Annotated in this window: 18 protein-coding genes and 1 pseudogene; 15 read left to right on the top strand and 4 right to left on the bottom strand. The window is 57.8% G+C overall.

The annotated features are described in order from the left end of the window. The first annotated feature begins 252 nt into the window (after positions 1 to 252). The 6 genes from HQL76_00095 to HQL76_00070 all read left to right on the top strand — a co-directional run bounded on the left by HQL76_00095 (position 253) and on the right by HQL76_00070 (position 7,934). Entirely contained in the window at positions 253 to 954 is a 702-nt protein-coding gene (locus HQL76_00095) for a response regulator transcription factor (protein ID MBF0107564.1), read from the top strand. Positions 955 to 956: 2 nt separating this feature from the next. Further along, positions 957 to 2,306, top strand: a complete 1,350-nt coding sequence (locus HQL76_00090) for a HAMP domain-containing protein (protein ID MBF0107563.1) — start codon at positions 957 to 959, stop codon at positions 2,304 to 2,306. Positions 2,307 to 2,534: 228 nt separating this feature from the next. Continuing rightward, complete coding sequence (locus HQL76_00085) at positions 2,535 to 2,795, top strand: hypothetical protein (GenBank protein ID MBF0107562.1); 261 nt, start codon at positions 2,535 to 2,537, stop codon at positions 2,793 to 2,795. A 14-nt stretch (positions 2,796 to 2,809) separates the two neighbouring features. Next, entirely contained in the window at positions 2,810 to 4,330 is a 1,521-nt protein-coding gene (locus tag HQL76_00080; GenBank protein ID MBF0107561.1) for a hypothetical protein, read from the top strand. An 8-nt stretch (positions 4,331 to 4,338) separates the two neighbouring features. Further along, positions 4,339 to 5,334, top strand: a complete 996-nt coding sequence (locus HQL76_00075; protein MBF0107560.1) for a MoxR family ATPase — start codon at positions 4,339 to 4,341, stop codon at positions 5,332 to 5,334. A gap of 1,643 nt (positions 5,335 to 6,977) precedes the next feature. After that, complete coding sequence (locus tag HQL76_00070; protein MBF0107559.1) at positions 6,978 to 7,934, top strand: formylglycine-generating enzyme family protein; 957 nt, start codon at positions 6,978 to 6,980, stop codon at positions 7,932 to 7,934. Positions 7,935 to 8,129: 195 nt separating this feature from the next. On the opposite strand, the pseudogene HQL76_00065 reads toward HQL76_00070, so the two are convergent. Then, positions 8,130 to 9,335: pseudogene (locus HQL76_00065) on the bottom strand (citrate transporter). Between the two features lie 580 nt (positions 9,336 to 9,915). Between HQL76_00065 and HQL76_00060 the strand changes: the two are divergent. The 3 genes from HQL76_00060 to HQL76_00050 are packed head-to-tail and all read left to right on the top strand — an operon-like array spanning position 9,916 to position 13,061. Continuing rightward, a complete protein-coding gene (locus tag HQL76_00060) occupies positions 9,916 to 11,289 on the top strand; it encodes an AmpG family muropeptide MFS transporter (GenBank protein MBF0107558.1) in 1,374 nt (457 codons plus the stop codon). A gap of 60 nt (positions 11,290 to 11,349) precedes the next feature. Then, complete coding sequence (locus tag HQL76_00055; GenBank protein MBF0107557.1) at positions 11,350 to 12,168, top strand: hypothetical protein; 819 nt, start codon at positions 11,350 to 11,352, stop codon at positions 12,166 to 12,168. A gap of 44 nt (positions 12,169 to 12,212) precedes the next feature. Further along, the gene (locus HQL76_00050; protein MBF0107556.1) at positions 12,213 to 13,061 is read left to right on the top strand and encodes a hypothetical protein; all 849 of its coding nucleotides are present in this window, start codon (positions 12,213 to 12,215) and stop codon (positions 13,059 to 13,061) included. 8 nt (positions 13,062 to 13,069) lie between these two features. Here HQL76_00050 and trmB read toward each other — a convergent pair whose 3' ends face one another. Genes trmB through HQL76_00035 form a run of 3 tightly spaced genes read right to left on the bottom strand, consistent with a single transcriptional unit; the run spans position 13,070 to position 16,557 of the window. Then, the gene (gene trmB / locus HQL76_00045; GenBank protein ID MBF0107555.1) at positions 13,070 to 13,816 is read right to left on the bottom strand and encodes a tRNA (guanosine(46)-N7)-methyltransferase TrmB; all 747 of its coding nucleotides are present in this window, start codon (positions 13,814 to 13,816) and stop codon (positions 13,070 to 13,072) included. A 45-nt stretch (positions 13,817 to 13,861) separates the two neighbouring features. Then, positions 13,862 to 14,998 (bottom strand): aldo/keto reductase, encoded by a 1,137-nt coding sequence (locus HQL76_00040; GenBank protein MBF0107554.1) that lies wholly within the window; start codon positions 14,996 to 14,998, stop codon positions 13,862 to 13,864. 2 nt (positions 14,999 to 15,000) lie between these two features. Further along, a complete protein-coding gene (locus tag HQL76_00035; protein MBF0107553.1) occupies positions 15,001 to 16,557 on the bottom strand; it encodes an NAD(P)H-hydrate dehydratase in 1,557 nt (518 codons plus the stop codon). A 338-nt stretch (positions 16,558 to 16,895) separates the two neighbouring features. On the opposite strand from HQL76_00035, the gene HQL76_00030 reads away from it, so the two are divergent. From HQL76_00030 to HQL76_00005, 6 genes are all read left to right on the top strand, one after another. Beyond that, positions 16,896 to 17,816 carry an ATP-binding cassette domain-containing protein gene (locus tag HQL76_00030; GenBank protein ID MBF0107552.1) on the top strand — a complete coding sequence of 307 codons (921 nt, stop codon included), beginning with the start codon at positions 16,896 to 16,898 and terminating at the stop codon, positions 17,814 to 17,816. After that, positions 17,813 to 18,610, top strand: coding sequence for an ABC transporter permease (locus HQL76_00025; protein MBF0107551.1), 798 nt, complete (start codon positions 17,813 to 17,815; stop codon positions 18,608 to 18,610). The genes HQL76_00030 and HQL76_00025 overlap by 4 nt, the downstream gene beginning before the upstream one ends. Positions 18,611 to 18,832: 222 nt before the next feature. After that, on the top strand, positions 18,833 to 19,228 hold the full coding sequence (locus tag HQL76_00020) for an SCP-2 sterol transfer family protein (protein MBF0107550.1): 396 nt from the start codon (positions 18,833 to 18,835) through the stop codon (positions 19,226 to 19,228). Positions 19,229 to 19,357: 129 nt separating this feature from the next. Beyond that, positions 19,358 to 20,566 (top strand): efflux RND transporter periplasmic adaptor subunit, encoded by a 1,209-nt coding sequence (locus HQL76_00015; GenBank protein ID MBF0107549.1) that lies wholly within the window; start codon positions 19,358 to 19,360, stop codon positions 20,564 to 20,566. 199 nt (positions 20,567 to 20,765) lie between these two features. Then, entirely contained in the window at positions 20,766 to 24,998 is a 4,233-nt protein-coding gene (locus HQL76_00010) for an efflux RND transporter permease subunit (protein MBF0107548.1), read from the top strand. Further along, complete coding sequence (locus HQL76_00005) at positions 24,998 to 26,170, top strand: hypothetical protein (GenBank protein ID MBF0107547.1); 1,173 nt, start codon at positions 24,998 to 25,000, stop codon at positions 26,168 to 26,170. The genes HQL76_00010 and HQL76_00005 overlap by 1 nt, the downstream gene beginning before the upstream one ends. The last annotated feature ends 227 nt before the right edge of the window (positions 26,171 to 26,397 follow it).

Here is a 26,397-nt window from a genome sequence, read left to right as displayed (position 1 = left end):
GCGTCCCATCCTTGTGGTGTATCCCCGGAAACCTTTCAATCCGTCCATCCTGGGGCATCTTCAGGGGGATGCCGTCGGCGGACAGTGTGGGACCTTGCAAGCTGTGGTCTTTTTCGGCGGAATTCACGATTGGGTGTGTCGGTGTTTTGCAAGTATTTGCAAGGGACGTTTTTCAATGGTTTTTCAAAGGTGTTTCAATCGGTACAATGATCCATCGCCGTGGGGATGGATTCGAGGATCGATTGGAGAAACATGCACCGCCTTCTGCTTGTCGATGATGACCGTAAATTTTGCGCCATGCTTTCCAGGTTTCTGGAAGGGGAGGGGTTTGCCTGCGATGTGGCGCATGATGGCGCTGCGGGATTGCAGCGGGCGACGCAAACCGATTACGACGCCCTGGTGCTTGATGTCATGATGCCGAAGATGAATGGATTTGAAGTGGTTCGTCGCCTGCGCAAGGTCAAGGAGACCCCGGTCCTGATGCTGACGGCTCGTGGCGATGAGGATGATTCCATTGTCGGTCTTGAAATCGGCGCCGACGATTATCTGGCCAAACCCTGCAATCCCAAGGTCCTGGCGGCACGATTGCGGGCGGTGCTGCGTCGCACCGAGACGGGAGCGCCTGCCCTGTCGGAAAACATGGAGGTGGTCCGTGTGGGTGACATGACGATCCTGCCTGGAGCACGCCTGATTCGCGTCGGCGAACGGCCATTGGAATTGACCAGCGCCGAATTCAAGATTCTGGAATTGCTGGTCCGTTCCGCCGGCAAGGTGGTCGCCAAGGAGACCCTTTCCCTCAAGGGGCTGGGAAGAAAGTTGATCCCCTACGACCGCAGCATCGATTTTCACATCGGCAGTCTGCGGCGCAAACTTGGATCCGGTCCCGAGGTTTCCCCGAGGATCATCACCATACGCGGCGAGGGTTATCTGTTCAGCCTGCCGACCGAGGCCTGACCGTGCGTTTTTTCGTCAAACTGTTTTTTTCCTTCTGGATCACCGTGATATTTCTCGGAAGCATGATCGCCTGGACGGCGGATCGGATGCGTGGCGATTTCGAGCAGCGGATGCCCGATTCCCTGGCGCGGCAGATGAAGGAACGCATGGTCCTGGCGGACATCCTCTCCCTGGAGGGGGTGGCGCGGTTGCGCGAGGTCCTTTCGTCTAAAGACGACAGGGATGAATTTCTGGTCATCGGACCGGATCAACGCGATATTCTGGGACGTCCTTTTTCCCCAGAGCACGATCGGGTCATGGAAAAATTGAAACAACGTCATGCCTTCGACCCTCTGGTCGTCACGGGTCCCGACGGAGCGGGCTATCGCATCTTCACGCGACCGCCACGTCCTTCCCTGGGGCGCGTCATGATCGAGCATCCCTGGATGCCGTTGCTCTTGATTCTGGCGAGTGGCGCCGCGGTGTTTTTGTTGGCGCTGCATTTTACCCGGCCCATCAAGCGTTTGCGTGAAACCTCCCTCAGGCTTGCCGAAGGGGATTTGCGTGTACGCTATACAGGCGTTCCCTTGCGGATTCCGGATGAATTGAGCGCATTGGGCGATGCGTTCAACTTCATGGCTGGACGGTTGGATCAACTGTTTCATGCCCACAAGCGTCTGATCCGCGACATTTCTCACGAATTGCGTTCGCCTCTGGCTCGGATGCGTTTTGCCTTCGAACTGGTGGAACCGGGGGATGATGCCTCAAGGGAAAATCTGGGGCATCTGGGTGTGGAAATGGAACGGCTCGATGCGTTGATCGGGCAGATTTTGACTCTATCGCGTCATGAGACACTCGTCGCTGCGCCGAAGGAGGACTGGATCGAGATCACCGGTCTGATCGAAACCGTGGTGGCGGATGTCCGTTTCGAGGCCCGACAGATGGAACGGGTGGTGGAAATGGATCTGGGCGAAGAGGTCATCATCAAGGCCGATGGGGTGCAATTGCGTTCGGCGCTGGAAAACGTCATCCGCAATGCCCTGCGTCATACGCCGGAACAGGGAAAGGTTCACATCACCTTCGTCAACGACCGGGGTCAGGCGGTCATTTCGGTCCATGACGAGGGGGAGGGGGTGCCGGAGGATCAACTGGCATTGATTTTTCAACCCTTCTACCGCGTTGGCGATGCCCGCGATCCGGAGCAGGGCGGTTTTGGCCTGGGGTTGGCGATTGCCTCCCAGGCGGTGCGCCAACATGAGGGGACCATCACCGCCGCCAACCGTCTGGGAGGAGGTCTGGTCGTTACCATACGCCTGCCCATCCCCGCGATCCATCCGGAAGTATTGAAAGACCTGGATGCGGTTCCCCCCTGAAACCCTGGCGAAATTTAGGGGATTGCACGCCCGAAACCCGGTCGGAGGAACAAACAATAAAAACCCTTGGGTAAATCCCGGGGGTTTTTGTTTTGATTTTTTTACCGGACAATGAGATATTCCGATCATCGTTTTTTAATCATTATCGGAAAGGAGTCTTCAATGGCCGGTCAGGAGGAAGGTTTGATCGAGCTTTCCAAGGCCATCGCCCATTTGCGCGATGAATTGATGAAGGCACAAAAAGAGGGAGATGGAAAAGAAATCAGGTTCAAGGTTGAGGAAATCGACCTGGATCTAAGTGTTGCGGCCACGAACTCCGAGGGTGGCGGCATCGGGGTGAAATTTTGGGTGATCGATGCCAAAACCGAGGCGGGCGTGAAATCCGAGTCCATCATGAAGGTTCGATTGAAGCTTAAACCGACGAATCCTTTGGGGAAGGAGAATTCGGATGTGCTGGTTTCAAACCGGGTACGCGACCCTTCGGCATGATGGGGTAACCTTCCGTGAATTTTAGAGATTTTGTGGTGATCATCAGTGTGCCGACCACGGATGATCTTGCTGAGTTGGCCACGGGTTATCCTGTAGCGCCGAACTTGATTCTTACGGCCCGGCATGTTCTTGAACCCGAGGACCGGGACCGGGATAAGTCCGTCAAAGCGAAATGGTGGGGCTACAAACCCGAGGAAAAGGACGATCAGGGTTGGCTGGAGGCGGAGATTGTTTGGTGTGGCAAGGATGATCTGGATGCCGCCCTGCTGCGTCTTCCTGAAAGGTCGTGGACACCAAAGGAATATCTGTTTCTTTCCTCGGAACGCCCAAGAGAGGGTACAGAGTGGGCAAGCGAGGGTTTTCCCCATGTGGCTCGGCGGGAAGATTGCCCAAAATCCGCCAGTTTTCATGGCAAGGTTTATTCCATGATGGATTCCAAACCGTACTTTGAAATATCCGAAGACGCGAATCCAGTTCGGGAAGAAGGCTGGAAAGGGGTTTCCGGCATGGCTGTCGTTGTCCAGGATAAACTCATCGGAATTGTACAATCCATTCCTTCAGGTTTCGATGGCAAAAGACTGCATGCGGTTCCTTCCTGGAAGATGCTGGAGGACCCCGATTTTCGTAAGGCGATTAGATACGACGACAAGCAGAATAGGCTCGATGAATATCGCGCACTTCTAGAGAAAGAGATCCAGAAAAATGTCGATTATTTTGCTCCTGTGGCACAGGAATTTGGAAAAGGCGCTGAGTGGGGAAGAGCTTCATCGAAGGAGGAAAAAGGGAGACTATTGGCTGAATGCATGTTAAGGATCTCCTTGCCTGACATGTTAGAGAGCCTCTACACATCCTGGAAAGAAGCTGATGATGTGTCCAAACAGAATGTGTTATACGATGTCGTTAGACTGCTCCTTCCAGCCTTGTATGATAACAGAATTGTTGAGGACATCAAGATCGATAAAGACTTAGCCAATCCCCTATTTGTTGAATTACCGGCCTTTCATGAAACTGTGGCGGAAATTATTATGGCAGGCGTGGATGTCCGGTCAGCGCAGTTCCGAGATGGAGGGAGTGAGGATGAACTGCCGAAGGGGGCATTCAGCTTGCCCGACGTTCCGGATTCAGGTATTGATGTAAAATCGGAAGCCGAGAACCTTCGAAAACACCTGGATGCGAAATTTTCTCCAGATTTTCAAAATGCAGTGAATAATTATCTGATCAAGAGGTTCTATAAACAGCCAAGAGGAGCGAGAGAACGAACCTTAGATGAAAAGAAGAAATTAGCTGCTACGAATATAAAAAATAGGCGTAAACGTACACCTACATTCTATCTTATATTTTTTATGCCAGATGATCCACGGGCATGCTCTAAAATACGAGAATTTATGGAAAGTATTGCCACTGATTATCACATCGCCTGTCTTGCCATGAAGGATAATGTTGATTTGGAACTCAGTGAAAAAGAACTATTAGGCCCGTTACCATTCATGGTCTCCCCAAAGCCAAAGAGGAAGAAGAGAAATAACAACTCATGACGCTTCAAATGAACATCAAACCTGGAGAAAAAATCAATCGCCCTGCCACGGACGGTTTTCCGGAGCTGTATCATTTTTTCAGCGAGCTGGACATTCATGCCGTGGAAGCGGCACTGGCAGCCCAACGCCCGTTGCTGGTGCAGGGAGAACCTGGAATCGGAAAGAGTCAACTGGCAAGGGCGGCTGCCGTGGTGTTGGGTCGGGCCTATGTCCAGTTTGTCGTCGATTCCCGTACCGAATCTTCCGACCTGCTTTGGCATTACGATGCCGTGTCCCGGCTGGCCGAGGCGCAGTTGAAGGGCGCCCTTGGGAAGGGAATCTCACGGGAAGAGGTGCATCGCGATCTGGCGATGCGCAACTTTGTCCATCCCCGCCCGTTGTGGTGGGCGTTGAACTGGAATTCGGCGAAAGAACAGGCGGCAACGCACCAACGCACGCCACCGCGTCAAGCCGATGGGTGCGACCCGAACAATGGATGCGTGGTGCTGATCGATGAAATCGACAAGGCGGAATCCGATGTTCCCAATGGCCTGCTTGAGGCGTTGGGAATGGGGAGTTTTCTCCCTCCCGGATGGGAGGAGCCGGTCAGGCGCACGGGAAATCCGCCACTGGTGATCATCACCACCAATGAGGAACGTGTCTTGCCGCCGGCGTTTGTGCGGCGTTGCCTGGTGTTGCATATGCGTCTGCCCACAGAGGAAAACCACCTGAAACAACATTTGATCGACCGGGCCCGCGCCCATTTTAATACGATTGATCAAAAGATTTTGGACAGCGCCGCCGATTTGCTGATCCAGGATCGCCGTGAAGCGGAAGAGGCGCGTTGGCGGCCATTGCCGGGTCAGGCGGAATTTCTTGATCTGCTGCGTGCGGTGCGGGAGATGGCGCCCGGGAAGCCGACGGAACAGAAGGCGTTGCTGGAGCGCGTGGCGCGGTTTACGGTGAGCAAACATCCGGATGCGAAACGCAATCAACCATCAGGATCCGCCGGGCAAAACAAGTGATCAATACAGGAATCCGAGGTCGGGCTGATCTGGTTCGGGTTTGTTCCCTGGCGAATGACGGGGTCATCAGGGTGATGTCCTCCCTTTTGGGATACCATCCGCTTCCAGAGGAAACAAAGGATTCAGGGACGGGTGCGGAAGCGCGGTTTGCTTTTTCAGGGGCCGACCCTGGTTCGACTTTCCAGGTCAAGGAAGACTTGCAGAGGAAACCGCTTGACCCGGTCTTTTTTTGGCAACAGGTCGGCTACGAAAAAGAATCCACCGCACCACCGCCTTCAACGGTGACGTTCGTTTCCGTGCCCCCTGTCTGGCCTGGTCGTCCCAAGGATCCGCCACGGTTTCAGCCTTTGACCACCTGGGCGGAGTTGCAACCACGGCTGCGCCCGGTTCTGGCGCAATGGCAGGAAGGTCAAGAGCCGGATGTTGCCCGCATTCTTCACATCATGGAGCGGGGTCGGCCCCTCCTTCGTATTCCGCGGCGCCGCCGACGCCAGTGGGGGCGTTCGGTGCAGGTCGTCCTGGACCGCAGCGAGCACCTGGTGCCGTTCTGGAAGGATCAGGAACGGGTTGTTGCCGATCTGGCGTCCGTACTGGGCGAGAATGATCTTGAATCGGCCCTGTATTACGAGGGACTCGATGAACCGCGGCCTTTGGGCCACTCGGATGGGGAATACCGCTTGCCGCCGCCGGGGGCAACCGTTCTTGTTTTGGGAGACCTTGGCGCTTTGCAGCGGGGTGGAGGTCATCCCTGGGGGCCATGGCTTGACCTGGGGCGTCGCTTGCAGGCCCAATCGTGCCGCGGGGTGGTCCTGTTTCCCGCGCCGCTTGAGCGGTGTCCGTCAGAATTGCAACGTTTGTGGCGGTTCGTGCCGTGGGAACCGATCCGGAGTGGCGCCACGAACGCCCCGGAGGCGTTGAGTGAGCGGGCGGAACGACTGTTGGCCCTCCTTGGGGTGTTGGCGCGCATCGAGCCGGGATTGCTGCGCGATGTCCGGTTTTCGTTGGGTCCGGAACGGGCGGATGCCGGCACCGAGGCCGATGTCTGGAGCCATCCCGCCGTGAGCAGTACCCACAGCGTCGCCGCTTCATTGTTGCCCGAGGCGAATTTGAAACTGCGGGAAGAATTCAACGGCAATCGCGAAGAAGACCGAGCCATGGTACTGCGCCATTGGCGTCGGTGGCGTTGGAATCTGGCCGACGAGGTGGTGGCGGATGAGATCGCCAACCTTGGTTCACACCAGGTTTCTCCCGAGGATTTGACCTTTGCCCGCGACTTCTGGAATTGGTTTGGCGATCCGTCCAGGAACCGTGGACAGAACGCGGGAAGCTCGGAGCGGCATGCCTGGTTCCGGAAAGTGAAAAAACGTGCCAGTGCCCATTTCTGGAAAGACCCGGTCTTTGGCGAACGGATGATCCGCCTGGACCATCACCTCCATGGTTCCGATCCGAATTATGTTCCACCACCCGGATTTCGACCGGCACTGATCGAAGATCCCCTGCAACAAGTGGTGCGTCGTCTCCATGTGTATCAGTCGGAATGCCGCCTGGTACTGGAGCAGGACGTTCCTCCAACCGGCAGTTGGCTGGGAACGCTGCATACGATCAATGGCCTGGTCACCATCGAGAATCAGCATCATTCACCGATGAGTCTTTTTGATGATTTCCGGAATAATTCATGTGAACTTCCCAGCGTTTCCGCATTCAGCATCCGGAGCGACTGCGAACGCCTGAGCTTTCGCCACCGTGATCGTCCTTCCTGGGCCAGGGCCATGGGGCGCGATCACTTTGGCCTGTGGGCGGAATTCGTGGTGGGGCAGACCCGGCAAAAGATGCGCTGGATTCCTCCAGGGCGGTTTTTGATGGGTTCGCCCAAGGATGAGCCGGGACGCATTGACGACGAAGGTCCACGGCATGAGGTAACGATCAAGGAAGGCTTCTGGTTGTTCGACACCCCCTGCACGCAAGCACTTTGGCAGGCGGTGATGAACGGCGGCAACAACCCGAGCCGGTTTCAAAGCCCTGACCGACCGGTGGAACAGGTAGGCTGGGATGATGTTCAGACGTTTTTGCATCGCATCAACGATCGCCTGCCCGGACTTGACCTGGTTTTGCCGTCGGAGGCGCAATGGGAGTATGCCTGTCGTGCCGATACCACTACCGCCCTTTATACCGGTGGTATTGAAATTCTCGGTCAACATAATGCTCCGGCCCTTGATCCCATCGCCTGGTATGGGGGTAACAGTGGAGTTGGTTTCGAGTTGGATCATGGTCATGACAGCTCAGGCTGGCCGGAGAAACAGTATCCGCACAAGAAGACCGGGACCCACCCCGTGGGGCGCAAGGCTCCCAATTCATGGGGGTTGTACGACATGCTGGGCAATGTATGGGAATGGTGCGCTGATTCTTGGCACGACAGCTATCAGGGAGCGCCCACCGATGGTTCTCCCTGGCGGGATGAAAGGGCCGGCGGCGTCCGTGTCATTCGCGGCGGGTCCTGGGGCGTCCTCGCGCGCATCGTGCGCTCGGCGTGCCGCGGCAGGAACCTCTTCGACAACCGCATCGACACTCTGGGCTTTCGCGGTGCCCGAGTTCATTCGTGAGCCAGGCAGGCAAGCAGGCAGGAGCGGAGCGGTCCCTGTCCGGCGTCGCCCCGCTGCCGGGAAGGGGGGATCCCCTTCCCGGTTTTGTTTTTTGGACGTGATCTTGTTCTTGGTGAACAATCAGTGGTTGGCGGGGGCGTTCATTTCGACCTGGGCGGGGTGACCGTTGTTCTGGCTGTGGTAACGGTCCGCGGTCGGATGCCAGCCGACCAGGGCGAGCATGACGAAGAAGCCGATGGTGTAGGCGACGGCGACATGCCAGCCGTGCTTGAGCCATTGGCCGACCGACTTGGCCTCATGAAAAATGTTGGACAGGGCAACGCCGGCGGAAGAGCCGAACCAGATCATGGAACCACCAAAGCCGACGGTATAGGCCAGGATGCCCCAATCATATCCCCCCTGTTTGATGGCAAGGGCGGTGAGTGGAATGTTGTCGAAAACGGCGGAGACATAGCCCAGGCCAAGCGCGGTTTCCCAGGAGGCGGGGGGAAGTTTTTCCACCGGCATCAGCGAGGCGCAGACGACGAGCGACAGGAGAAAGATGCTTCCCTTGAAGGTTTCGGGGAGCAGCTTCCATTCGGGAGCGCGGATGGGGGCGCTGACGAGGATGGCGACCCAGACGGCGACGCCGATGAAGGGGAAGGTGTCGGAAATTTCGTTGAATTTGACATTGATGACCGTGTTGACGGAGATGGCCATGACAAGGATGAAGGCGACAAGGGCGACGCGCAGGCCATCGATCTTGATCGACGCGGAAATATTGGAATCAAGCGCGGAATGTTTGTCCTGTTGCAGCGAGGCGGGGATGCCGAAGATCACCAGGGCGACGAAGGCGCCGGCGTAGGCGTGAATGACGGCCAGGGGGCTGATGCCGGCGATCCACATCATGGTGGTGGTGGTATCGCCGACGACGCTGCCGGAACCGCCAGCGTTGGAGGCGGCGACGATGGCGGCCAGGTAGCCGATATGCACCTTGTTGCGAAAGACCGCCTTGGCGATGGTCCCGCCGATGAGGGCGGCGGCAATGTTGTCAAGGAAGCTTGAGAGGATGAAAATCAGGACGAGCAGGACAAAATTGCCGACCCAGCCGCCGGGGAGAAAGCGGGGGAGAATGTCGGGAACCTTGCTGTGCTCGAAATGATTGGAGAGCAGGGCGAATCCCATGAGCAGGCACAGCAGGTTGGTCAGAATGACCCATTCGTGTTGGAAGTGAAGGGCCAGACCGGTCAGACCGTCTCCATGTTTGAAGCCGGTGAAGATTAATTTATAGATGATGATGGTAGTGACGCCGGTCAGGGCGACCTGGAGGGTATTGTTGTGAAAAAGAGCCACGCCCAGGAGCACCAGGGCGAACAGCATGAAGTCCAGGGGGATCCCGAAAAGGGCCGGACCCTCGACCATGGGTGTGGCGGCGCTGGCCCATGCGGAGAGTGGGGCCAGAAATACAGTAAAAAACGTGAGAATGAATCGCTGCATACGTGTCCTTTATGATGTCGAAAGGTTAAAATGACTTGTTTTGGCCATGGTTGGGCGACAAGGTTCCGTGTAATCCTTACAGCGTGTTTATAACAAATTGTCGGTCAATGTTCCAGGAAAAGGGGATGGGAAGGGTGATCCTTGTGTAAAATACATTGGAAAAGCCATGGTTGGCCCGGTGGTGGCTGTCCCTTAAGATCGACCGGTTGCGCCTGTTTCCGAATAAAGGAAAGGTAAATTTTCGCGGTCGGGGTGTTTCTTGCGCCAGGATGGATGGGAGATGGTCCGGGTCCCGGTCCCGGTGAAAATGGGGATGCGGCGATTGTGATGTTCGTGGTAGAAACGGCGAACCTCGGACCATGTGGCCTTGGATGAGGGATGAAGCAGAGGAATGGTTTGCGTGGTGGACGAAGAATATCAATTGCGGTGGGTCCATTTTCCCGCAATGATGGCCGGTGACGGAATCGAAGGAAAGGTTGTTGGCAAAGGAGGTATGGGAGCGAGCATGCATCGGGGTTCATCCAACCCATGGGCGGGCGTGTCCGAATTTTTCCATGTCTACGGACATCCGCGGGTCGTGGTGGTGTTGTTTCTGGGGTTTTCCAGCGGCCTGCCGTTGGCGTTGACTTTTGGTACGCTGTCGTTGTGGCTGTCGGAATCGGGGGTGAGCAAAACCTCCATTGGCCTTTTTGCGCTGACGGGAATCCCTTATACGTTCAAGTTTCTCTGGGCGCCGCTGGTGGATCGATTGCCGATTCCGTGGCTGACGGCGGCGTTTGGCCGAAGGAGAAGCTGGGCGTTGGCGACGCAGTTTTTTCTCATTCTTTCGATTGCCGCCATGGGCCTGTCTCATCCCGAGCGCCTCCCCTGGTGGACGGCGCTGTTTGCCTTGTGTACGGCGTTCTGGTCGGCGACGCAGGACATCGTGATCGATGCCTATCGGGTCGAGATCCTCGATGCCGAATTGTATGGGGCTGGGGCGGCGGTGGTGGTTCTGGGGTATCGGCTGGGGATGCTGGCCTCGGGGGCCTTGGCCCTGTATCTGGCGACCTGGTTTGGCTGGACGACGACCTATCTGATGATGGCAGGCCTCATGAGCGTGGGGATGGTGACGGTGCTGTTTGCCCCGGAACCGGTGGTGCCGGTGAGCGGCGCCTCGCTCCGTCTGGAAAAACGGATGCGCGCCCGCATCGCCACCTTCGATCGGTTGGGGGGGGTGGGACGGCGGTTTGCGCTGTGGTTTTCGGGGGCGGTGATCGGTCCCTTCGCCGAGTTCTTGACCCGTCGGGGGTGGATGCAGGTCTTGTTGTTCATCCTTTTGTACAAACTCGGGGATGCCCTGGCGGGGGTCATGGGCAATCCGTTCTACAGCGAGCTTGGATTCACCCGGATCGAAATTGCTGAAATCAGCAAGGTGGTGGGATTGACCGCCACCATTGTCGGCGCGTTTCTCGGCGGCTGGATGGTGAAACGACTGGGAATCATGCGTTCCCTGCTCTGGTGCGGTCTGTTGCAGCTGGCCTCGAACCTGATGTTTGTGGTTCTGGCGCGGTCGGGGCACGACATGCTTGTATTCACCTTGACGATCCTGATCGAAAACCTGAGCGGCGGCATGGGGACTGCGGCGTTTGTGGCCTACCTTTCTTCTCTGTGCAACATCGCCTACACCGCGACCCAATACGCCCTGCTCTCCTCGTTCATGGCCTTTGGCCGCACCATTCTTTCCTCCGGCGGCGGCTGGCTGGCCGATCAGATGTCGTGGGTCCTTTTTTTCCTCCTGACCACCGCCGCCGCCATCCCCGGCCTTCTGTTGCTCGCCTGGATGATCAAGAAATTTCCCCCCGATGCGACCCATTCAACCCTTGATGGGGTTGACTGATGATGGTTGTTCTCATACACTTCAACTGACATCTTCCTTCCAAGAATTAGTGGGATTTCAGTGACCGAATTCAAACGTTATATCAAGCATTTTTCAACGCCTCCTGTTGAATTGCCCCCGCCGCTTCCCCTGACCCATGTCACAAATTGTACGGCGTTTGAGGAGATATTGGGGCAGGGACATTTGAGTCCACGAAATTGTGGCTTTTTTAACAAGATGTTAATATACTGCTTTTACGGTCGCGCCTCCTACAGGCTTGAGGGCCGGGAGAAGAACGAAGGGGCGACGGCGCAGTCTGTGGCTTATCCGGCATGTATATTGCTGAATGGCGAGCAACTGCCTGATCGTGTCGGTCAAAGCCCTTTTGATACCGGTGCTTTTCTGACTGGACGGTTCAAGGAACATCTGTCACCGTTCGGTAAAAAAGTAGATCTGGAATTGTTGGATCTGTTCGCTTTGGATGTTTCTCCAGATTGTTTACGGAGGTGCGTCCGGGCTTTTTTCGGGACGAACGACCGATATTACGATATTTCTCCTTTGGATTCATTGTCGCCCGCCAGCCCCAGTGGGACAGTGAGCAACTATCACGAGTTGTTGAAGACCCGTAGATCTACCCGTTTTGACGACAGAGCGATGACGTTCGAGGTGCGATTTGGAAATAAAATTCCGCTGAACAAGAATACAGTGTTGAAAATTGTGATTCCCAGGGCCTGGATGAATGAAGAACGAAAATATTTTTCCGATTTATTCAAGGGTCTTGAACTGTCTGATGTGGTAACAAGTTATCGCGACGGCTTTGCCGACCCTCTGGAACACTTTGGTGCTTTAAGACAGAAAGTGGCCGGAATCATGGAGGGGATGAAGTTGTTGTCAACGTAAGCCTCTTTCCGGGCTCGTTGACGAGGAAAGGGATTGGTCGTCTGATGAAATTGTATAAGTTTTTCTCCCCGGTCAAGGAAGGTCCTACCGTTCTACATCCCCTCTGGCGTCGGGATGGTGGCGATTCCTTGTTGTTCATGCACCAAGCCAATGATCTTGGCGTGGTTACTGGATTTGTTCAAATAGACCCAGAGCCGTTACTTCAATCCGGTTTTCCTGTCCATAAGCCCATGAGCTTGTCAAAATCTCTGGAGATCGGTGGGGAAGCGCCAATTTCTTTTCGTTTTCCCGATGGTTCGGTGGGCTGCGGACCACCGGTGGAAATGAAGCCAGTTCTTGAGGAAACATTGCCGCTACTTAAGTCGGTGCCTCTTCTAGCGTTCGATGTCCAGGCCCTCGTTAATCCGAATAATGAGGCAGAGTTGTCACGATTGATGAATGAGGGAATGGCGTTCTTGAGAGAAAGATATTCCGAGGAAACTGCTGAAGATTGGGCTCAGGATGTTCGGAAGCACTTGGAAGGATTGCGTGGCGATCCATCTGTTGCAGTCATGAAAAATGATGATACTTTTAGGTTTGGTAAAATGATTCGGGAGTTTGACAATAGGATAAAGAAAAGAAGGAGGGACAAGGAAGTTCGGGGCTCTTGTTCAAATAACTGTTATCAGTACAGTAGTCGGGGTAGCGTTATATCAACGAGTGTCAAAGGTATTTCTTTTGTCGCTGGATCGTCTAGGCCGTTGAGAAAAAATATAGAGAGAAATGATTTAGAATTATTAATGAAAGCTGAAGATACTTCCAGAGTTTCCGGATTGCTTAAGTCGAGGAAAAGACATGTGGCAGGAACATCTCGCCTCTACCCAAGGGCTTCTGTAAGGAAGAAAGGAAGGTAGAAAAGTGTTCATGAACGTTGGTAACTCAAGTGTAAGATGGATCGCCCTGCCGCTTCTCCCTTGCGTTGGAAGCGGGTGGGAAGCCACAGGTCGGGTTCGGGGGCGGGGACGCGGAGACCGTGGGGGTTGATGAAGGCGGGGTGGGCTTCAAGGTGGTCCTGCATCCAGATGCCGTACTCGGACCAGTCGGTGGCCAGGGTCACAAGCCCGCCGGGGACCAGGGCGCGGGCCAGGGTGTCGAGAAATTCCTTCTGGATCAGGCGCCGTTTGTGATGACGTTTCTTGGGCCAGGGGTCGGGAAAATTGATCATGACCCGGTCGAACATGCTGTTCAATCGTCGGGTTTCCAGAATTTCCGCCGCATTGCCCGCCTCGACGGCGATGGTGTCGATGTGGAGACGCTCCATGCGTCGCAGCAGCGCCGAAAATCCTTCCATGAATACATCGATGCCGACCAGACGGTCCTGGGGACGGTGACTGGCCAGGTGGGTCAGGGTCTCGCCGTTGCCAAACCCGATTTCCAGCCAAAGAAGGGCGTTTCTCGGGTCGGCGTGCCAACGGGTCAGGGTTTCGTCGCGGGTGGCGCCCCAGGGGGGGCGTGATTCTTGAAGTCGTTGCGGCAGCCAGTCCGTCTCGCTACGTTTGAGGATTCCTTTCTTTCGTCCGTGTACCTTGAAACGGTTGTGGATCATCGGGTGGTTCGGATTGGACGCAGTGATCACTTCCGTTGGACACTCCTGAAAATTTTTACTCATTTTAAAATCCTGTTATCGTATGATCTGTTCCTGGAACGGGTGGGTTTACCGTTGGAACCGGTCGTGGGCGCGATGCACCAGTTCGGGGATGGGCAGTTCCTGGGGGCAGCGGGGAAGACAATCGCCGCAATGGTCGCAAAGATTGCCCCGGGCCCCCGGAATCCAATGGTCGTCGGGGGACATCATGCCATAGCGAAACCGACCGAATTCTTCCATCCTCAGGGTTTGTGCCAGGTGTTCGAGTCGCAACACGTTTGGAATATCGATCCGGACCGGACAGGGGAGGCAGCGGTTGCAGGGACCGCAGCGGTCCAGCGGCGAGCCGGACAGGGCAAGGTTCAGGCGCGTCTGGATCCGACGTTCCGCATTTCCCCAATAAGGGCGCTTTTCAAGGCTTGGGCGGTGGCGATCCAGGTGTTGCGCCAGGCTTGGACCGATGCTCAAGGTATGCACCTCGGGCTGTGACAGGAGCCAGCGTTCGTTGAAATGGACCGGATGCAGCGGATGACATTCCTTTTCGAGTTGCGGCGAAGGTTGATAAAGCCATCCCCCCTTTTCATTGGGTGAAATGATGAACACCCCCATTTCCCGGGACGCCGCCAGGGCGACCGCGGCACGGTTTTCCTGACGGAAAAAATTGTAGTGCAGATTGACGAAGGCGAATTCCCCCGTGGCGATGAGTTCCAGCAGGAGGGGAAGCGGTGCATGGCTGGAAAAGCCGATGGCCCCGATCAACCCTTCATCCCGTGCCCGTTGCAGGGCGGCCAGGCAACCACCAGGCCGCAAGGCCAGGTCGGCGCGCATTCGGTTGTTGAGTCCGTGCAGGGCGTACAGATCCAGACGATCCACCCCAAGCCGTTCGAGGGAATTTTCCAGTTGCCGGCGCATCTCGCCCGCCGTTTCGGTCGGTTGCCCTTTGGAGGTGAGGATCAGCGGTGATCGGGGCGGTTTCATGAGCGAAAGAACCTTGCCGATGAGGCGTTCGCTCTTGCCGTAGCTCCGGGCGGTCTCGATATGATTGATCCCCATGCCCAGGGCAGCGTGGATGATGTCGTGGGCGTTGGCCAGGGAATCCTCGGGGAGGTGGTCGTCGGGATCGTCCCATCCATGGAGAAAACGCATCGTTCCCAGCGTGAATACCGTGGGTCGGACACCGGTGGCGCCGAAGGACCGTCGTTCCATGATCAGCCCAACCGGTTGAGCAGGCGGCAGATGAAGGGGAAAAGATCGCCTGCCTTCAGACCGATGACGCCTCCGAATTCCGCCGCCGCCGCTTCCGCGGCCTCGCCATGGACCCGCACCCCGGCACGCACGGCGCTTTCGACCGGCCAACCCCGGGCAAGCAAGCCGGCGATGACTCCGGTCAGGACATCGCCGCTGCCTCCGGCGGAAAGGCCCGAATTGCCGCTGTCGTTGATCCAGAGACGACCATCGGGTGCGGAAATGACACTGTCGGCCCCCTTGAGGACAACCCATGCCTGAAGGTTTTCCGCCAATGTTCGAGCCGACTTCAGGCGGTCCTCCTGAATCGAGGCGACCGTCCGGCACAACAGCCGCGACATTTCTCCGGGATGAGGGGTGAGAACGGTCGGGGCCGAACGGTGCAGGGGCAGGGGGTGTTCCTGGTTGCGGGCCAGGGCGTTGAGACCATCGGCGTCGATGACCATGGGGGTGTCGGGCCAATGATGGAGCAGGCCCGTGACGACGGCGACGGCGCCGTCTCCCGTTCCCAACCCCGGACCGATGGCCACGACCGACGGGCGGACGGGATGGTTGAGAAGGGTGGTCAGTGCCTCGGGTTCGAGGCCGCGAATGCCGTCGTCGGGGAGGGGAAGGCTCATCGCTTCCAAAAGTTTCGCGGCGACATTCGGTTGGGCAATGCCGGGGGTGGCCACGGTCACGAGTCCGCAACCGGCGCTTTGCGCCCCAAGGGCGGTCAGCGCTGCCGCGCCTTCCTTGCCAAGCGACCCGGCGACAATGAATAAATGACCAAAATGACCCTTGTGGCTGTCTGGTCGTGGGGCGGGTATGTCCAGGTCGGCGGTCAGGTTGCGGGCGACACGATGGGCGGGAATCTCAAGAAAGGTTGCGGGGATGCCGATCTCGACCCGGAACAGCCGGCCTCGGAACGCAGCGCCGGGATAAAGGTGGTGACCGATCTTTTCGGCGGCGAAGGTGACTGTCCAGTCGGCGCGGATGGCGGTTCCCAGGATCTGGCCGGTGTCGGCATCGATTCCCGAGGGAATATCGACCGCGAGGACCGGTTTTCCCGATTGGTTGATGCTGTCGATCACTGTGGCGATCACGCCGGTGATGGGACGGACAAGGCCGGTACCGAAAATGGCGTCGATGATCACTCCGGCATGATTCAGGCGTGATTTCAGGCCGGAAAGATGGTCCGGCGTGACGATCTCGCGGACTTTTCCACCCAAACGATGGTATATGTCATGGTTGGTGGCGGCATCGCCTTTCAGGGATCCAGCCTGTCCCAGAAGAAGGACCGTGGTGTCGGCGCCATCCTGGAGCAGACGCCGGGCCACGACAAAGCCGTCGCCGCCATTGTTGCCCGTTCCCGCTACGACCAGGATGCGGCGGCGGCGCCAGTCGTCGAGTTCGTTTTTCAGAATCTGGACGACCCCCTGCCCGGCGTTTTCCATCAGGACCATGCCCGGCAGGCCCAGTTCCTCGATGGTACGCCGGTCCGCTTCCCGCATCTGATCACTGGTGAGTAGTTTCATCATGATCCCGGCCTTGAAATAAATTATTGAAAGAAAAAAGGGGTCTGGGGATTTCCCCCAGGGTTTTGATTTTAAACAAGGTTAAAAACAAAGTCAAAAGCGGAGAACGAATCTTTTTTTTAAATTCAAAAACAAAATCAAAACCCTGGGGGCAATCCTTTAAGCCCCCTTTTTTCTTTCAATAATTGAACCCGGAAGATACCTGGGCAGTTACTAAAATTTCAATAATTCAATGAATTGGCCGTTATTCATTTTCAGATGCAAGGGGGTTGCGTCCAAAGGGCCATCCCGTCAAGATACGGCCATTTTCCATCATCGCAACCGCCAAGGGAAGTGTGTTCATGACCTCGACGATCATCCGTGCCTCCGGACTGACCAAGCGCTACGGCGAACGGTTGGTGGTGGATGGGATCGATTTTTCGGTCCGCCAGGGGGAATGTTTCGGGTTTTTGGGTCCCAACGGCGCGGGCAAGAGCACGACGATGCGGATGATCATCGGTCTGACACCCCGTGATGATGGAATCCTCGAAGTTCTGGGGCGGGACGTGCGACCCGAGGATCCCTGGATCGCGGCGCGGATGGGGATTGTACCCCAGGACAACAACCTTGATACCGATCTTGACGTGGCGGAAAATCTGGAGGTCTACGGACGCTATTTCGGACTGTCCAGGGCGGAACGCCGGGAACGGATGGACCGGTTGCTGGAATTTGCCCAGTTGAGCGATCGTCGCGATACCCCGGTACGGATTCTTTCGGGAGGGATGATGCGCCGCCTCGTGATCGCCCGGGCCCTGGTGGCCCAGCCCAGCATCGTCATTCTTGACGAACCGACCACCGGTCTGGATCCACAGGCACGGCATCTGATCTGGCAAAGGCTTGCCCGTCTCAGGGAGCAGGGGGTCACCCTCCTGCTGACCACCCACTACATGGAAGAGGCGGCCCGTCTGTGCGACCGCCTTTTGATTCTCGATCAGGGGCGCATCCTCGACCAGGGCAGCCCCGAAACCCTCATCGCCCGTCATGTCGAACCGGAGGTCCTGGAAATCTGGTCCCGAAGCGGCCTTCCCGACCCGGCGGGGTTTGCCCCGATTCCAGGGCGGTTGGAGCAGGTCGGGGATACCTGGCATGCCCATGGATCGGATCTGGAATCGTTTCGTTCCCGCGTGGCCCGGCACGAAGGGGTCTCCTGCATTCTTCGTCCCGCCAACCTGGAGGATGTGTTCCTGCGTTTGACCGGTCACGATCTTGGAGAAGGTTCATGAATCGGGAAATCCAGGCCATCGGCATCCATGGGATCGTCCCATCGGCGGGTTTTGTCCAGGTCTGGCTGCGTCATTTCATGGTCTGGCGGAAAACGGCGGCGGCATCGCTCGCGGGGAGCCTCGGGGAGCCGTTTCTGTACCTTCTGGGACTGGGATACGGGTTGGGACGTTTCGTCGGTTCGATCGGCGAGATGGATTATCTGGTCTACCTGGCCTCGGGAATCCTCGCCGGCAACAGCATGAATTCCGCTACCTTCGAGGCGGTCTACGGCGGGTTCACCCGCATGACGCGGCAGAACACCTTTCACGCCATGCTGGCGACCCCCTTGAGGGTCGCCGACGTGGTCGCGGGCGAAGTGGCCTGGTCGGCAACGCGCTCCCTGTTTTCGGGGGTGGCCATTCTCGCCGTCGGGGTCGGACTCGGCGCCTTTTCCCCGAGCGGGGCGCTGGCGGCGTTGTCGGTGGTGCTCCTTTCGGGGATCGCCTTCGGCGCCATGGCCATGGTGGTGACGGCGATTTCACCGGGGTACGATTTTTTCCTCTACTATTTTACGCTGGTCACGACGCCGATGTTTCTTTTCTGCGGCGTCTTCTATCCCGTGACCGCGCTCCCTTCGTTCGTTCAATCCCTGGTGACGCTGTTGCCGTTGACTCATGTCGTGGCATTGCTGCGCCCCCTGGCGACCGGTACCCTCCCCGAGGCCGCGGCGATACATCTGGCGGTGATCGGGGCCTATGCCCTCGTTTCCTTCATCCTGGCCGTTTTCCTGGTGCGGCGGCGTATCATCGTTTGAATTCCGGGCGCCATCCGAATGAGGTACTTTTTGACCGCGGCGGGGAAGTTCGGGATTGTCAAACCGCCTGTGATGAGGTATGGTGAATCGCTTTCGGGTCGGTGAGGGAATGTTTGAAATAATTAATAAAACAAAGGGGCGCGGCAGGTCGCACGGCGCGTCGGAAGGATCCATTTGCAAGGTGCGTGTGTAACTTATCTGACGACAGGAAAAGGAGCAGAAATGGCCGAATTGTTTTCCGCGGGATGGATGGTTCGTTTTCAGGAAGAATGGAACAAGGAAAAGGAACTTTCCGATGCCCTGGCAGAGATCGACTTCAACTCGACCATCGCCTATGGGTTCGAGGGGGATGACAAGCCCATCGGGGTGATCGTGGTGCAGAAGGGGAAGGTCGTCCAGAGCGGCGCCTACAACGGGGAAACCGTCAACTGGGATCTGCGGGCCAGCAAGGCCAACTGGGAAAAGTGGATTTCCAAGGGAATCGGCATGATGGGTCTGGGAATGGCCTATACCTCGCGCAAGCTCAAGTTCAACGTGGGCGATTACGGCGCCATGATCAAGGATCCGCGCATGGCGGCGCCGTTCATCAAATCCTTCTCGGTGATGGGGCGGGTGTGACGGGGAATCGATCGGACCCCGACACGTTCCATGGTGAATGTGTCGGGGCCATTCCGTGATCCGCCACGGCTGTTGTCCGTCATCGTTGTGTGCGAGGTGGTTTGTTCCATGAGGAAATTGATCACATTGATGGCGTTGTCGCTGGCCCTCGCGGCCTGGGTGATCCGGCCTGTCGTGCCGTGGGCCGCCGCCGAGGGGGGAAGCGCGAACGGTGACGCGGTCGGGCCTGCCTCCGTGGAACCGCGGATCATCGTCGTGGAGGAGGCGACGATCGGCGCCACCACCACCCTGGGGGGGACGGTGGTCCCCTATCGTGAGGTCTCCTTCGCCGCGCAGATGCCCGGACGGGTCGAGTATGTCGCCGGCAAGGAAGGCGATTGGTTCAAGAAGGGATTGATCCTGGTCGCACTGGACGACGATGACCTCCTGGCCAAGCATCGGTCGGCCCAGGCGGCGTTGGCGACCGCCTCCGCCAACTGGCGCAACGCCCGGGTGCAGTATACCCGCCAGGTCTATTCCGGTTCGAGCATGGCCTCGGACAACATGGGGATGGACATGCCGCGCATGTTCGACCGGGTGGTGACCCGTCCCCTGTCCGATATGGTCGGGGTGGACAATCCCGAACTGACCCGCCGCGCCCAGATCTATGCCCAGGGGACCCAGATCGATCAGGCCCGCTATGCCCTGACCCAGGCGCAGGCGGCACTGGAAGAACTGGAAGCCAAATTGCGCGATACCCGTTCCATCGCCCCCTTCGCCGGAGTGATCGTCGCCAAGCACATCGAAGTCGGCGACACGGTTCAGCCGGGGATGCCACTGCTCGGTTTCGCCGATACGCGCCATCTTCAGATCAAGGTGGACATCCCTGCCCGGCTCATGCCCGGAATCAAGAAGGGAATGTCGATTCCCGCCCGGCTCGATGTCGGTGGGGTCGAGGCGGAAACACGGGTCGCCCAGGTGTTCCCGATGGCCGATCCGCAACGGCACACGGTGACGGTGAAACTCGATCTGGCCGAAGGTTCACCCGCAGGCCCGGGAATGTATGCCGAGGTGATGATTCCCGACATCACCACCCCGGTGCGCAACCATCCGACAATTCCCAAAACCGCGGTGATCTGGCGGGGGTCCCTGCCGGCGGTTCTGGTCGCCATCCAGGGAAAGGAACCGGAATTGCGCATGATCCGTCTGGGTGGACTGGTCGAAATGAATTCGGTGAGTGTGTTGTCGGGACTTCAGGCCGGGGAACGGATCTTTGCCGAACCGCCCGCCGGCATGATCGGCGGATGGGATCCTCAGGGCAAGGAGCTTCCGGACAGGGAAGGAATGAAACAGCCTTGATCCTGCGGATCGATGCTGGACGATCATTTGAAAAAAGAAAGGATGAATTCGGGGTCCTATCGCCAGGATGTTGATGGCCCCCGATTCTTTCGTGGGGGTTGGAAATTCGATTCCCAGAGGTTTTTATTTTGACGTTCATACACCTTCAATTTTCGTGCAACCAGGGACCATGACCAAAGCCTCCAATTCCAAAGGTAACATGTTGCCCCCTCCACCTGAAAAAATGGAAGGGCCGTACCACAATCTTGGCGTGGCCGGCACGATGGCCAAGGCATTCATCCATTCACCGCTGTCGCCGTTGTTTTTGTTTGCGTGTCTGGCGATGGGGGTGATGGGATTGTTCCTGACGCCCAGGCAGGAGGATCCGCAGATCTCGGTCCCGATGGTGGACATTTTCGTCCAGTATCCCGGAGCTTCTTCGGAACAGGTGGCAACGTTGGTCACCGATCCGCTCGAACGGATCATGAGCGAGATTTCCGGGGTCAAACATGTCTATTCCGCCTCGATGCGCGGTCAGGCGATGATCACCGTCGAATATGATGTGGGTCAGGACATGGAGGAATCGCTGGTCAAGCTCTACGATCGGATCGAATCCAACATGGACAAGGTTCCTCCCGGGGTGATGCCGCCTCTGGTCAAGCCCAAGGCGGTGGATGATGTCCCGATCGTGACGTTGACCCTGTGGTCGGAGGATGTCAACGACAGCGCCCTGCGGGCGCTGTCCCTGGATGTCCTGCAACAGATCAAGCAGGTCGAAAACACCAGTCAGGGATTCATTGTCGGTGGACGGGCGGAACAGATTCGGGTGGAGGTGTTTCCGGAACGGTTGTCGGGGTTCGGGATCAGCCTGGACCAGATCGCCCAGACCATCAAGACCGCCAACAGCGAGCAGGGGATCGGCCATTTGGAGAGCGGCGACCAGGGATTCACGGTCTATACCGGATCCTTTCTCAAGAGTGCCCAGGATGTGTCGCGGTTGATGGTGGGGACGCGGTTCGAGTCTCCGGTCTATGTTCGTGACGTGGCCCAGGTCTTCTCGGGACCCGAGGAGACCCGGCAGATGGTGACCTATACCACCGGTCCCGCCTACAAGGGGGATACCCCTCCGGCCAACGGGGTACCGGCGGTCACCCTGGCCATCGCCAAAAAGAAAGGTTCCAACGGTGTATCGGTAGCCAATGGCGTCTTGAACAAGGTCGAGGAATTGAAGGGGCACCTCATCCCCAACAATGTTCATGTGTCGGTCACCCGCAACTATGGCGAAACCGCCAACGAAAAGGTGAACGAACTGCTGTTCAAGCTGTTCATCGCCACCATGGCGGTGACGCTCCTGGTCTGGTATTCCCTGGGGTTCAAACCGGCCATCGTGACCCTGGTGGTCATCCCGGTGGTGATCCTGATGACGGTCTTCGCCGCCTTGATCCTGGGATATACCATCGATCGGGTGTCGCTGTTCGCGCTGATTTTCTCGATCGGAATCCTGGTGGACGACGCCATCGTCGTGGTCGAGAACATCTATCGCCGCTGGCTGATGGAAGACCAGTGTTGCCATTTGATTTCCATCGACGCAGTGCGCGAGGTCGGCAATCCGACCATCCTGGCCACCTTTACCGTGATCGCCGCCCTGTTGCCGATGGGGTTCGTCCGGGGGATGATGGGACCATACATGGAACCGATTCCGGCGTTGGGATCGGTGGCGATGCTTTTTTCGTTGTTTGCCGCTTTCATCTTCACCCCGTGGCTCGCCCAGTTGATCAAACCGAGCATGCGTTCGCTGCATATCCATTCGGAAAAAGAACATCAGAGCACCGAGCGCCTCGAACGGTTCTACCGGTGGATCATTCCCAGCCTTCTCGACAGTCCGGTCAAGGGGTTCGCCTTTCTGGCCCTCCTGGTGGCGGGATTTTTCGGTTCGATGTTGCTGTTCTATACCACCGACGTGACGGTGAAGATCCTGCCGCTCGACAACAAGCCGGAATTCAACGTCGTCATCAACATGCCCGAGGGGACCGCCTTGCCGCGGACGGTGAATGTCGCCAACCGCATGACCGAAATGATCCGGGAAAAAATCCCCGAGGTCACCGCCCTTCAGACCTACGTCGGCACCGCATCGCCCTTCAACTTTAACGGCATGGTGCGTCATTACTACATGCGGCGCAATTCCTGGGAGGCGGACATCCAGGTGCAGTTGCTGCACAAGCGGGATCGGCAGCGTACCAGCCATGATCTGGCGGTGGCCACTCGTGAAATCCTGACGCCCTATGCCCGGAAAATGGGGGCGAAAATTCAGGTTGTGGAAATGCCTCCCGGACCGCCGGTGTTGCAATCGGTCGTCGCCGAGGTGACGGGTCCCACTGCCGCCGTCCGGCGTCAGGTGGCCGAGCAGATGACCCGGTTTTTCGAGGAGGCCGAAAGTATCGTCGATGTGGATAACTACATTCAGCAATCCTATGAATTCTGGCGATTCGAGGTCGATACCGAAAAGGCGGTCCGGCGGGGGATTTCGGTGGACGCCATCAACCGCAATCTGTCGATGGCGATGGGTGGGGCGCAACTGGGGGATGTCAAGGGGGGCAGCATTCTGGAGCCGACCTACATCGTTCTTCAGGTCCCCCTGGAAATCCGTTCCAAGGTGTCCAGCATGGGCGATCTGCCCATCGCGACACCCGAGGGGACGGCGGTCCCCCTGGGCGAGTTGGGACGATTCGTCAAGGATGTCCAGGACCCGATCATCTACCACAAGGATTTGCGTCCGGTCGAGTTCGTGACGGGCGAAGTGACGGGACGTCTGGATGCCCCGATTTACGGCATGTCGGAGATCGAAGAGAAACTTGAACGTTACAAGACTCCCGATGGGGTGGTCATGTCGGGGGAATATTTCGGTCCACCGGAAAGTTACAGCCAGTCGGGGTTTGAATGGACCGGCGAGTGGACCGTGACCTACGAAACGTTCCGCGACATGGGGATGGCCTTCGGCGCCGCCTTGATTCTGATTTACATGCTGGTGGTGTGGGAGTTCGGCAACTTCACCCTGCCGGCCATCATCATGGCTCCCATTCCCCTGACGCTGCTTGGGATCATTCCGGGGCATTGGCTCCTGAACGCCAAATTCACCGCCACCTCGATGATCGGTTTTATCGCCCTGGCGGGGATCATCGTGCGCAACTCGATTCTTCTGGTCGATTTTGCCCAACAGGAGATCCTCAAGGGCGTCCCGGTTCGGGATGCGGTCATCCTGTCGTGCAAGGCGAGGACGCGACCGATTTTGATCACCGCCTTTGCCCTGGTCGCGGGTTCGAGCGTGATCCTTGGCGACTTCATCTTCCAGGGCATGGCGATTTCCCTGCTGTTCGGCGCCCTGGTCTCGACACTTCTGACTTTGCTGGTCATTCCTCTGGGGTGCGTGACGGCGCAGAATGCCTTCGTTCATCCAGAGGTTCGTGGGTTCATCCCTGGAGCCGAGGGAATGTCCCAGGCCCGGGCCGGGGGGGCGTGCGACCCCGATTTGCCACCGCCGGTCGAGGACAAGGAAGCCTATACCCGGGTCAAGAATGAAATTCGCCAGATCGTCGCCAGCAAGGATGTGGCTCGTGACGATACACAAAAGGGGGGACGTTCCGGTCGGGGACGAAACCAGGGACGCAAATCCCGTCCTTCCGCCACCGTGGCGTCCGCGGCTGGAGGAGAAACACCCGCCGGGACCGTCGTGACAACGGTTGTGGAAGAGGCCATGGCGGCATCGCGGCCCGAATCCCAATGGCCTCCTGTCCTTGATCAGGGGGGTGCCTCTGTCCAGGAATCTTCACCGGTTCTTGGGGATGCGGCCTCTTTGTCGTACCGTGGGGAACCCGATCGACCTGACCTTGTCCAAGTTTCGGATGCGGCGGATGTGTCGAAAACCGGGGGTGCGGGGGAATCTGTTGGTAAAGATGCGGATCGAGAGGCGGGGTCTCCGGCGATCGGAACCGCGGAAGTGATGATTTCCCAGGAAGCCGTGGGTCCGGTGCCACCCGTTGAAGAGGAAGCCGTGGGTCCGGTGCCACCCGTTGAAGAAGCCGTGGGTCCGGTGCCACCCGTTGAAGAAGCCGTGGGTCCGGTGCCACCCGTTGAAGAGGAAGCCGTGGGTCCGGTGCCACCCGTTGAAGAGGAAGTGGTCTTGAAAATCAAGGCGGGGGATAGTGATGCTTCCGTCTTGGAACACGAAACCGTTTCGGAGGATGAAGGCGCGGCATCGGCGTTTCTTGCCGGGATCGCTCCTGTGGAAACGGGGAGGGAGGTGGCGGTTCAAACGGTCAAGAAGATGGGCGACGAGTCTTCCGGGGTGATGGTTTCCCGGTCGGTTCGTGCGAAAACTCATGGTGGTTCGGGCGGACGCCGTGGCATTCGTTTGAAGATGAAGGCCCAGGGCGAAGGAACCGGCGAGGAGTCGTGATGCGCCATTTTTCCCTCGGGAACGTAGTTTTGGGCGCCTGGGTGGTGTTCGTACTGAATCCTTCGCCTGGTGTGGCGGGGGCATCGTTTATCCAGGTGGATGGGTCGGGAACGATGGTTGACGCTTCCGATGCCGCGTCGGGTCCACGTATTTTTTCAACTTCTGGCCCAGCGGTCGGGTCGGTGTCCCCGTTCACGGGTACGACTGTCGATTCGGGGAAATCGGGGAACGGATCTTCTCCGCTTTCCTGGCGCGATGTTCCGTCGCAAGGAGCGGGTGGAAAGGCAGGCGCGGCACGGGGTGATGGATGGGGTTATCCGGGTGGGAGCCGTTATTGGGATCCCCCTCCGGAGTTTCAAAATGCCGATGATGGCTTGAGCAGGGGACAGGACCCAGGGGTGGGCCGGTCGGGCTACGATTCCAGGATGGGCGAGGATCGTGGTTTCGGTCCGGAACGTGGGTCGGGCCAGGGCAGCGGCAACGGTTCCTCCGGGTCTTATGGGGGGGTTGAACGGGGTGGGGCGACGGATGGATACTCCGACCCCGAGACTCTGGATCCGCGGCGCGAAATTGATCCCTATTTTCTGCGCCGCCAGGGTTCGGGGGCGAATGTTCCCTCCGATGAAGGGAGACGAGGGTACGACGAAGGGGGTCGGTCGGGTTGGGTTGGTGATCGTGGTGGCCCGGGAGGTGTTGGGCAATCGTGGGGAGGTGGGCAACGTCCGGATGCGTTCGGGTTTTCTCCCGGATATGGCGCGGGCCGTTCGGGCGTCCAGGGGGATGACGGATCCTGGGGGACGGGCTGGAATGGCGGCGAGGGGGCGGAACGGTACGAGGGTCGAATGGCTACTGAACGGTCCGATATCGGGGGAAGGTCGGGGACCGGGTGGTCGCGGTATGGTGACGAATCGGACCGGGTGGGTCGGGATGCGGGAAATACTTCCCGGTCCGGTGGCTCTTTTTCATGGAATGGCGGTACGGATTGGGTCAATCCGGGTGTCGGGAACTGGGGAATGCCTGTTCCGGGATGGCCGTCCTCGGGTTCGGACTGGTTTCGCCCCCGGGATGGGTGGCGAGGAGGTGATTCCCGTTATCCTTCGGTATATGACCCTTATCGCGCACCGGAAGATGAACTCTTCGACTGGCGCGGCTACCGCGGCCCATGGCGCTGATGAAAGAGAAGAGAATGGTTAAAGCCCGGTGAGAATTTCTGGGACAATAAACCATTGGTGACTGCCTGGGTATCCTCTCCGGTTCAGGATTATTGAAAAAAAAGGTAACTGCCCAGGTACCTTACAGGTTTAATTATTGAAAGAAAAAAGGGGTCTGGGGGATTGCCCCCAGGGTTTTGATTTTTCTTTTGATTTTCCACGCGCCATTTCACCCGAAGCGAATTTCC

The organism is Magnetococcales bacterium (assembly GCA_015228815.1).
In the GTDB taxonomy this organism is placed as follows: Bacteria; Pseudomonadota; Magnetococcia; order Magnetococcales; family UBA8363; genus UBA8363.
Note: the sequence above shows the minus strand (reverse complement) of the source record. Positions and strands in the feature narration are given on the sequence as shown.

Coding starts and splice junctions, on each gene's coding strand:
- HQL76_00095 (MBF0107564.1), top strand. CDS start 253: ATGCACCGCCTTCTGCTTGTCGATGATGACCGTAAATTTTGCGCCATG.
- HQL76_00085 (MBF0107562.1), top strand. CDS start 2,535: ATGAAGGCACAAAAAGAGGGAGATGGAAAAGAAATCAGGTTCAAGGTT.
- HQL76_00075 (MBF0107560.1), top strand. CDS start 4,339: ATGAACATCAAACCTGGAGAAAAAATCAATCGCCCTGCCACGGACGGT.
- HQL76_00070 (MBF0107559.1), top strand. CDS start 6,978: ATGAGTCTTTTTGATGATTTCCGGAATAATTCATGTGAACTTCCCAGC.
- HQL76_00060 (MBF0107558.1), top strand. CDS start 9,916: ATGCATCGGGGTTCATCCAACCCATGGGCGGGCGTGTCCGAATTTTTC.
- HQL76_00050 (MBF0107556.1), top strand. CDS start 12,213: ATGAAATTGTATAAGTTTTTCTCCCCGGTCAAGGAAGGTCCTACCGTT.
- trmB (MBF0107555.1), bottom strand. CDS start 13,816: ATGAGTAAAAATTTTCAGGAGTGTCCAACGGAAGTGATCACTGCGTCC.
- HQL76_00040 (MBF0107554.1), bottom strand. CDS start 14,998: ATGGAACGACGGTCCTTCGGCGCCACCGGTGTCCGACCCACGGTATTC.
- HQL76_00035 (MBF0107553.1), bottom strand. CDS start 16,557: ATGATGAAACTACTCACCAGTGATCAGATGCGGGAAGCGGACCGGCGT.
- HQL76_00030 (MBF0107552.1), top strand. CDS start 16,896: ATGACCTCGACGATCATCCGTGCCTCCGGACTGACCAAGCGCTACGGC.
- HQL76_00025 (MBF0107551.1), top strand. CDS start 17,813: ATGAATCGGGAAATCCAGGCCATCGGCATCCATGGGATCGTCCCATCG.
- HQL76_00020 (MBF0107550.1), top strand. CDS start 18,833: ATGGCCGAATTGTTTTCCGCGGGATGGATGGTTCGTTTTCAGGAAGAA.
- HQL76_00015 (MBF0107549.1), top strand. CDS start 19,358: ATGGCGTTGTCGCTGGCCCTCGCGGCCTGGGTGATCCGGCCTGTCGTG.
- HQL76_00010 (MBF0107548.1), top strand. CDS start 20,766: ATGTTGCCCCCTCCACCTGAAAAAATGGAAGGGCCGTACCACAATCTT.
- HQL76_00005 (MBF0107547.1), top strand. CDS start 24,998: ATGCGCCATTTTTCCCTCGGGAACGTAGTTTTGGGCGCCTGGGTGGTG.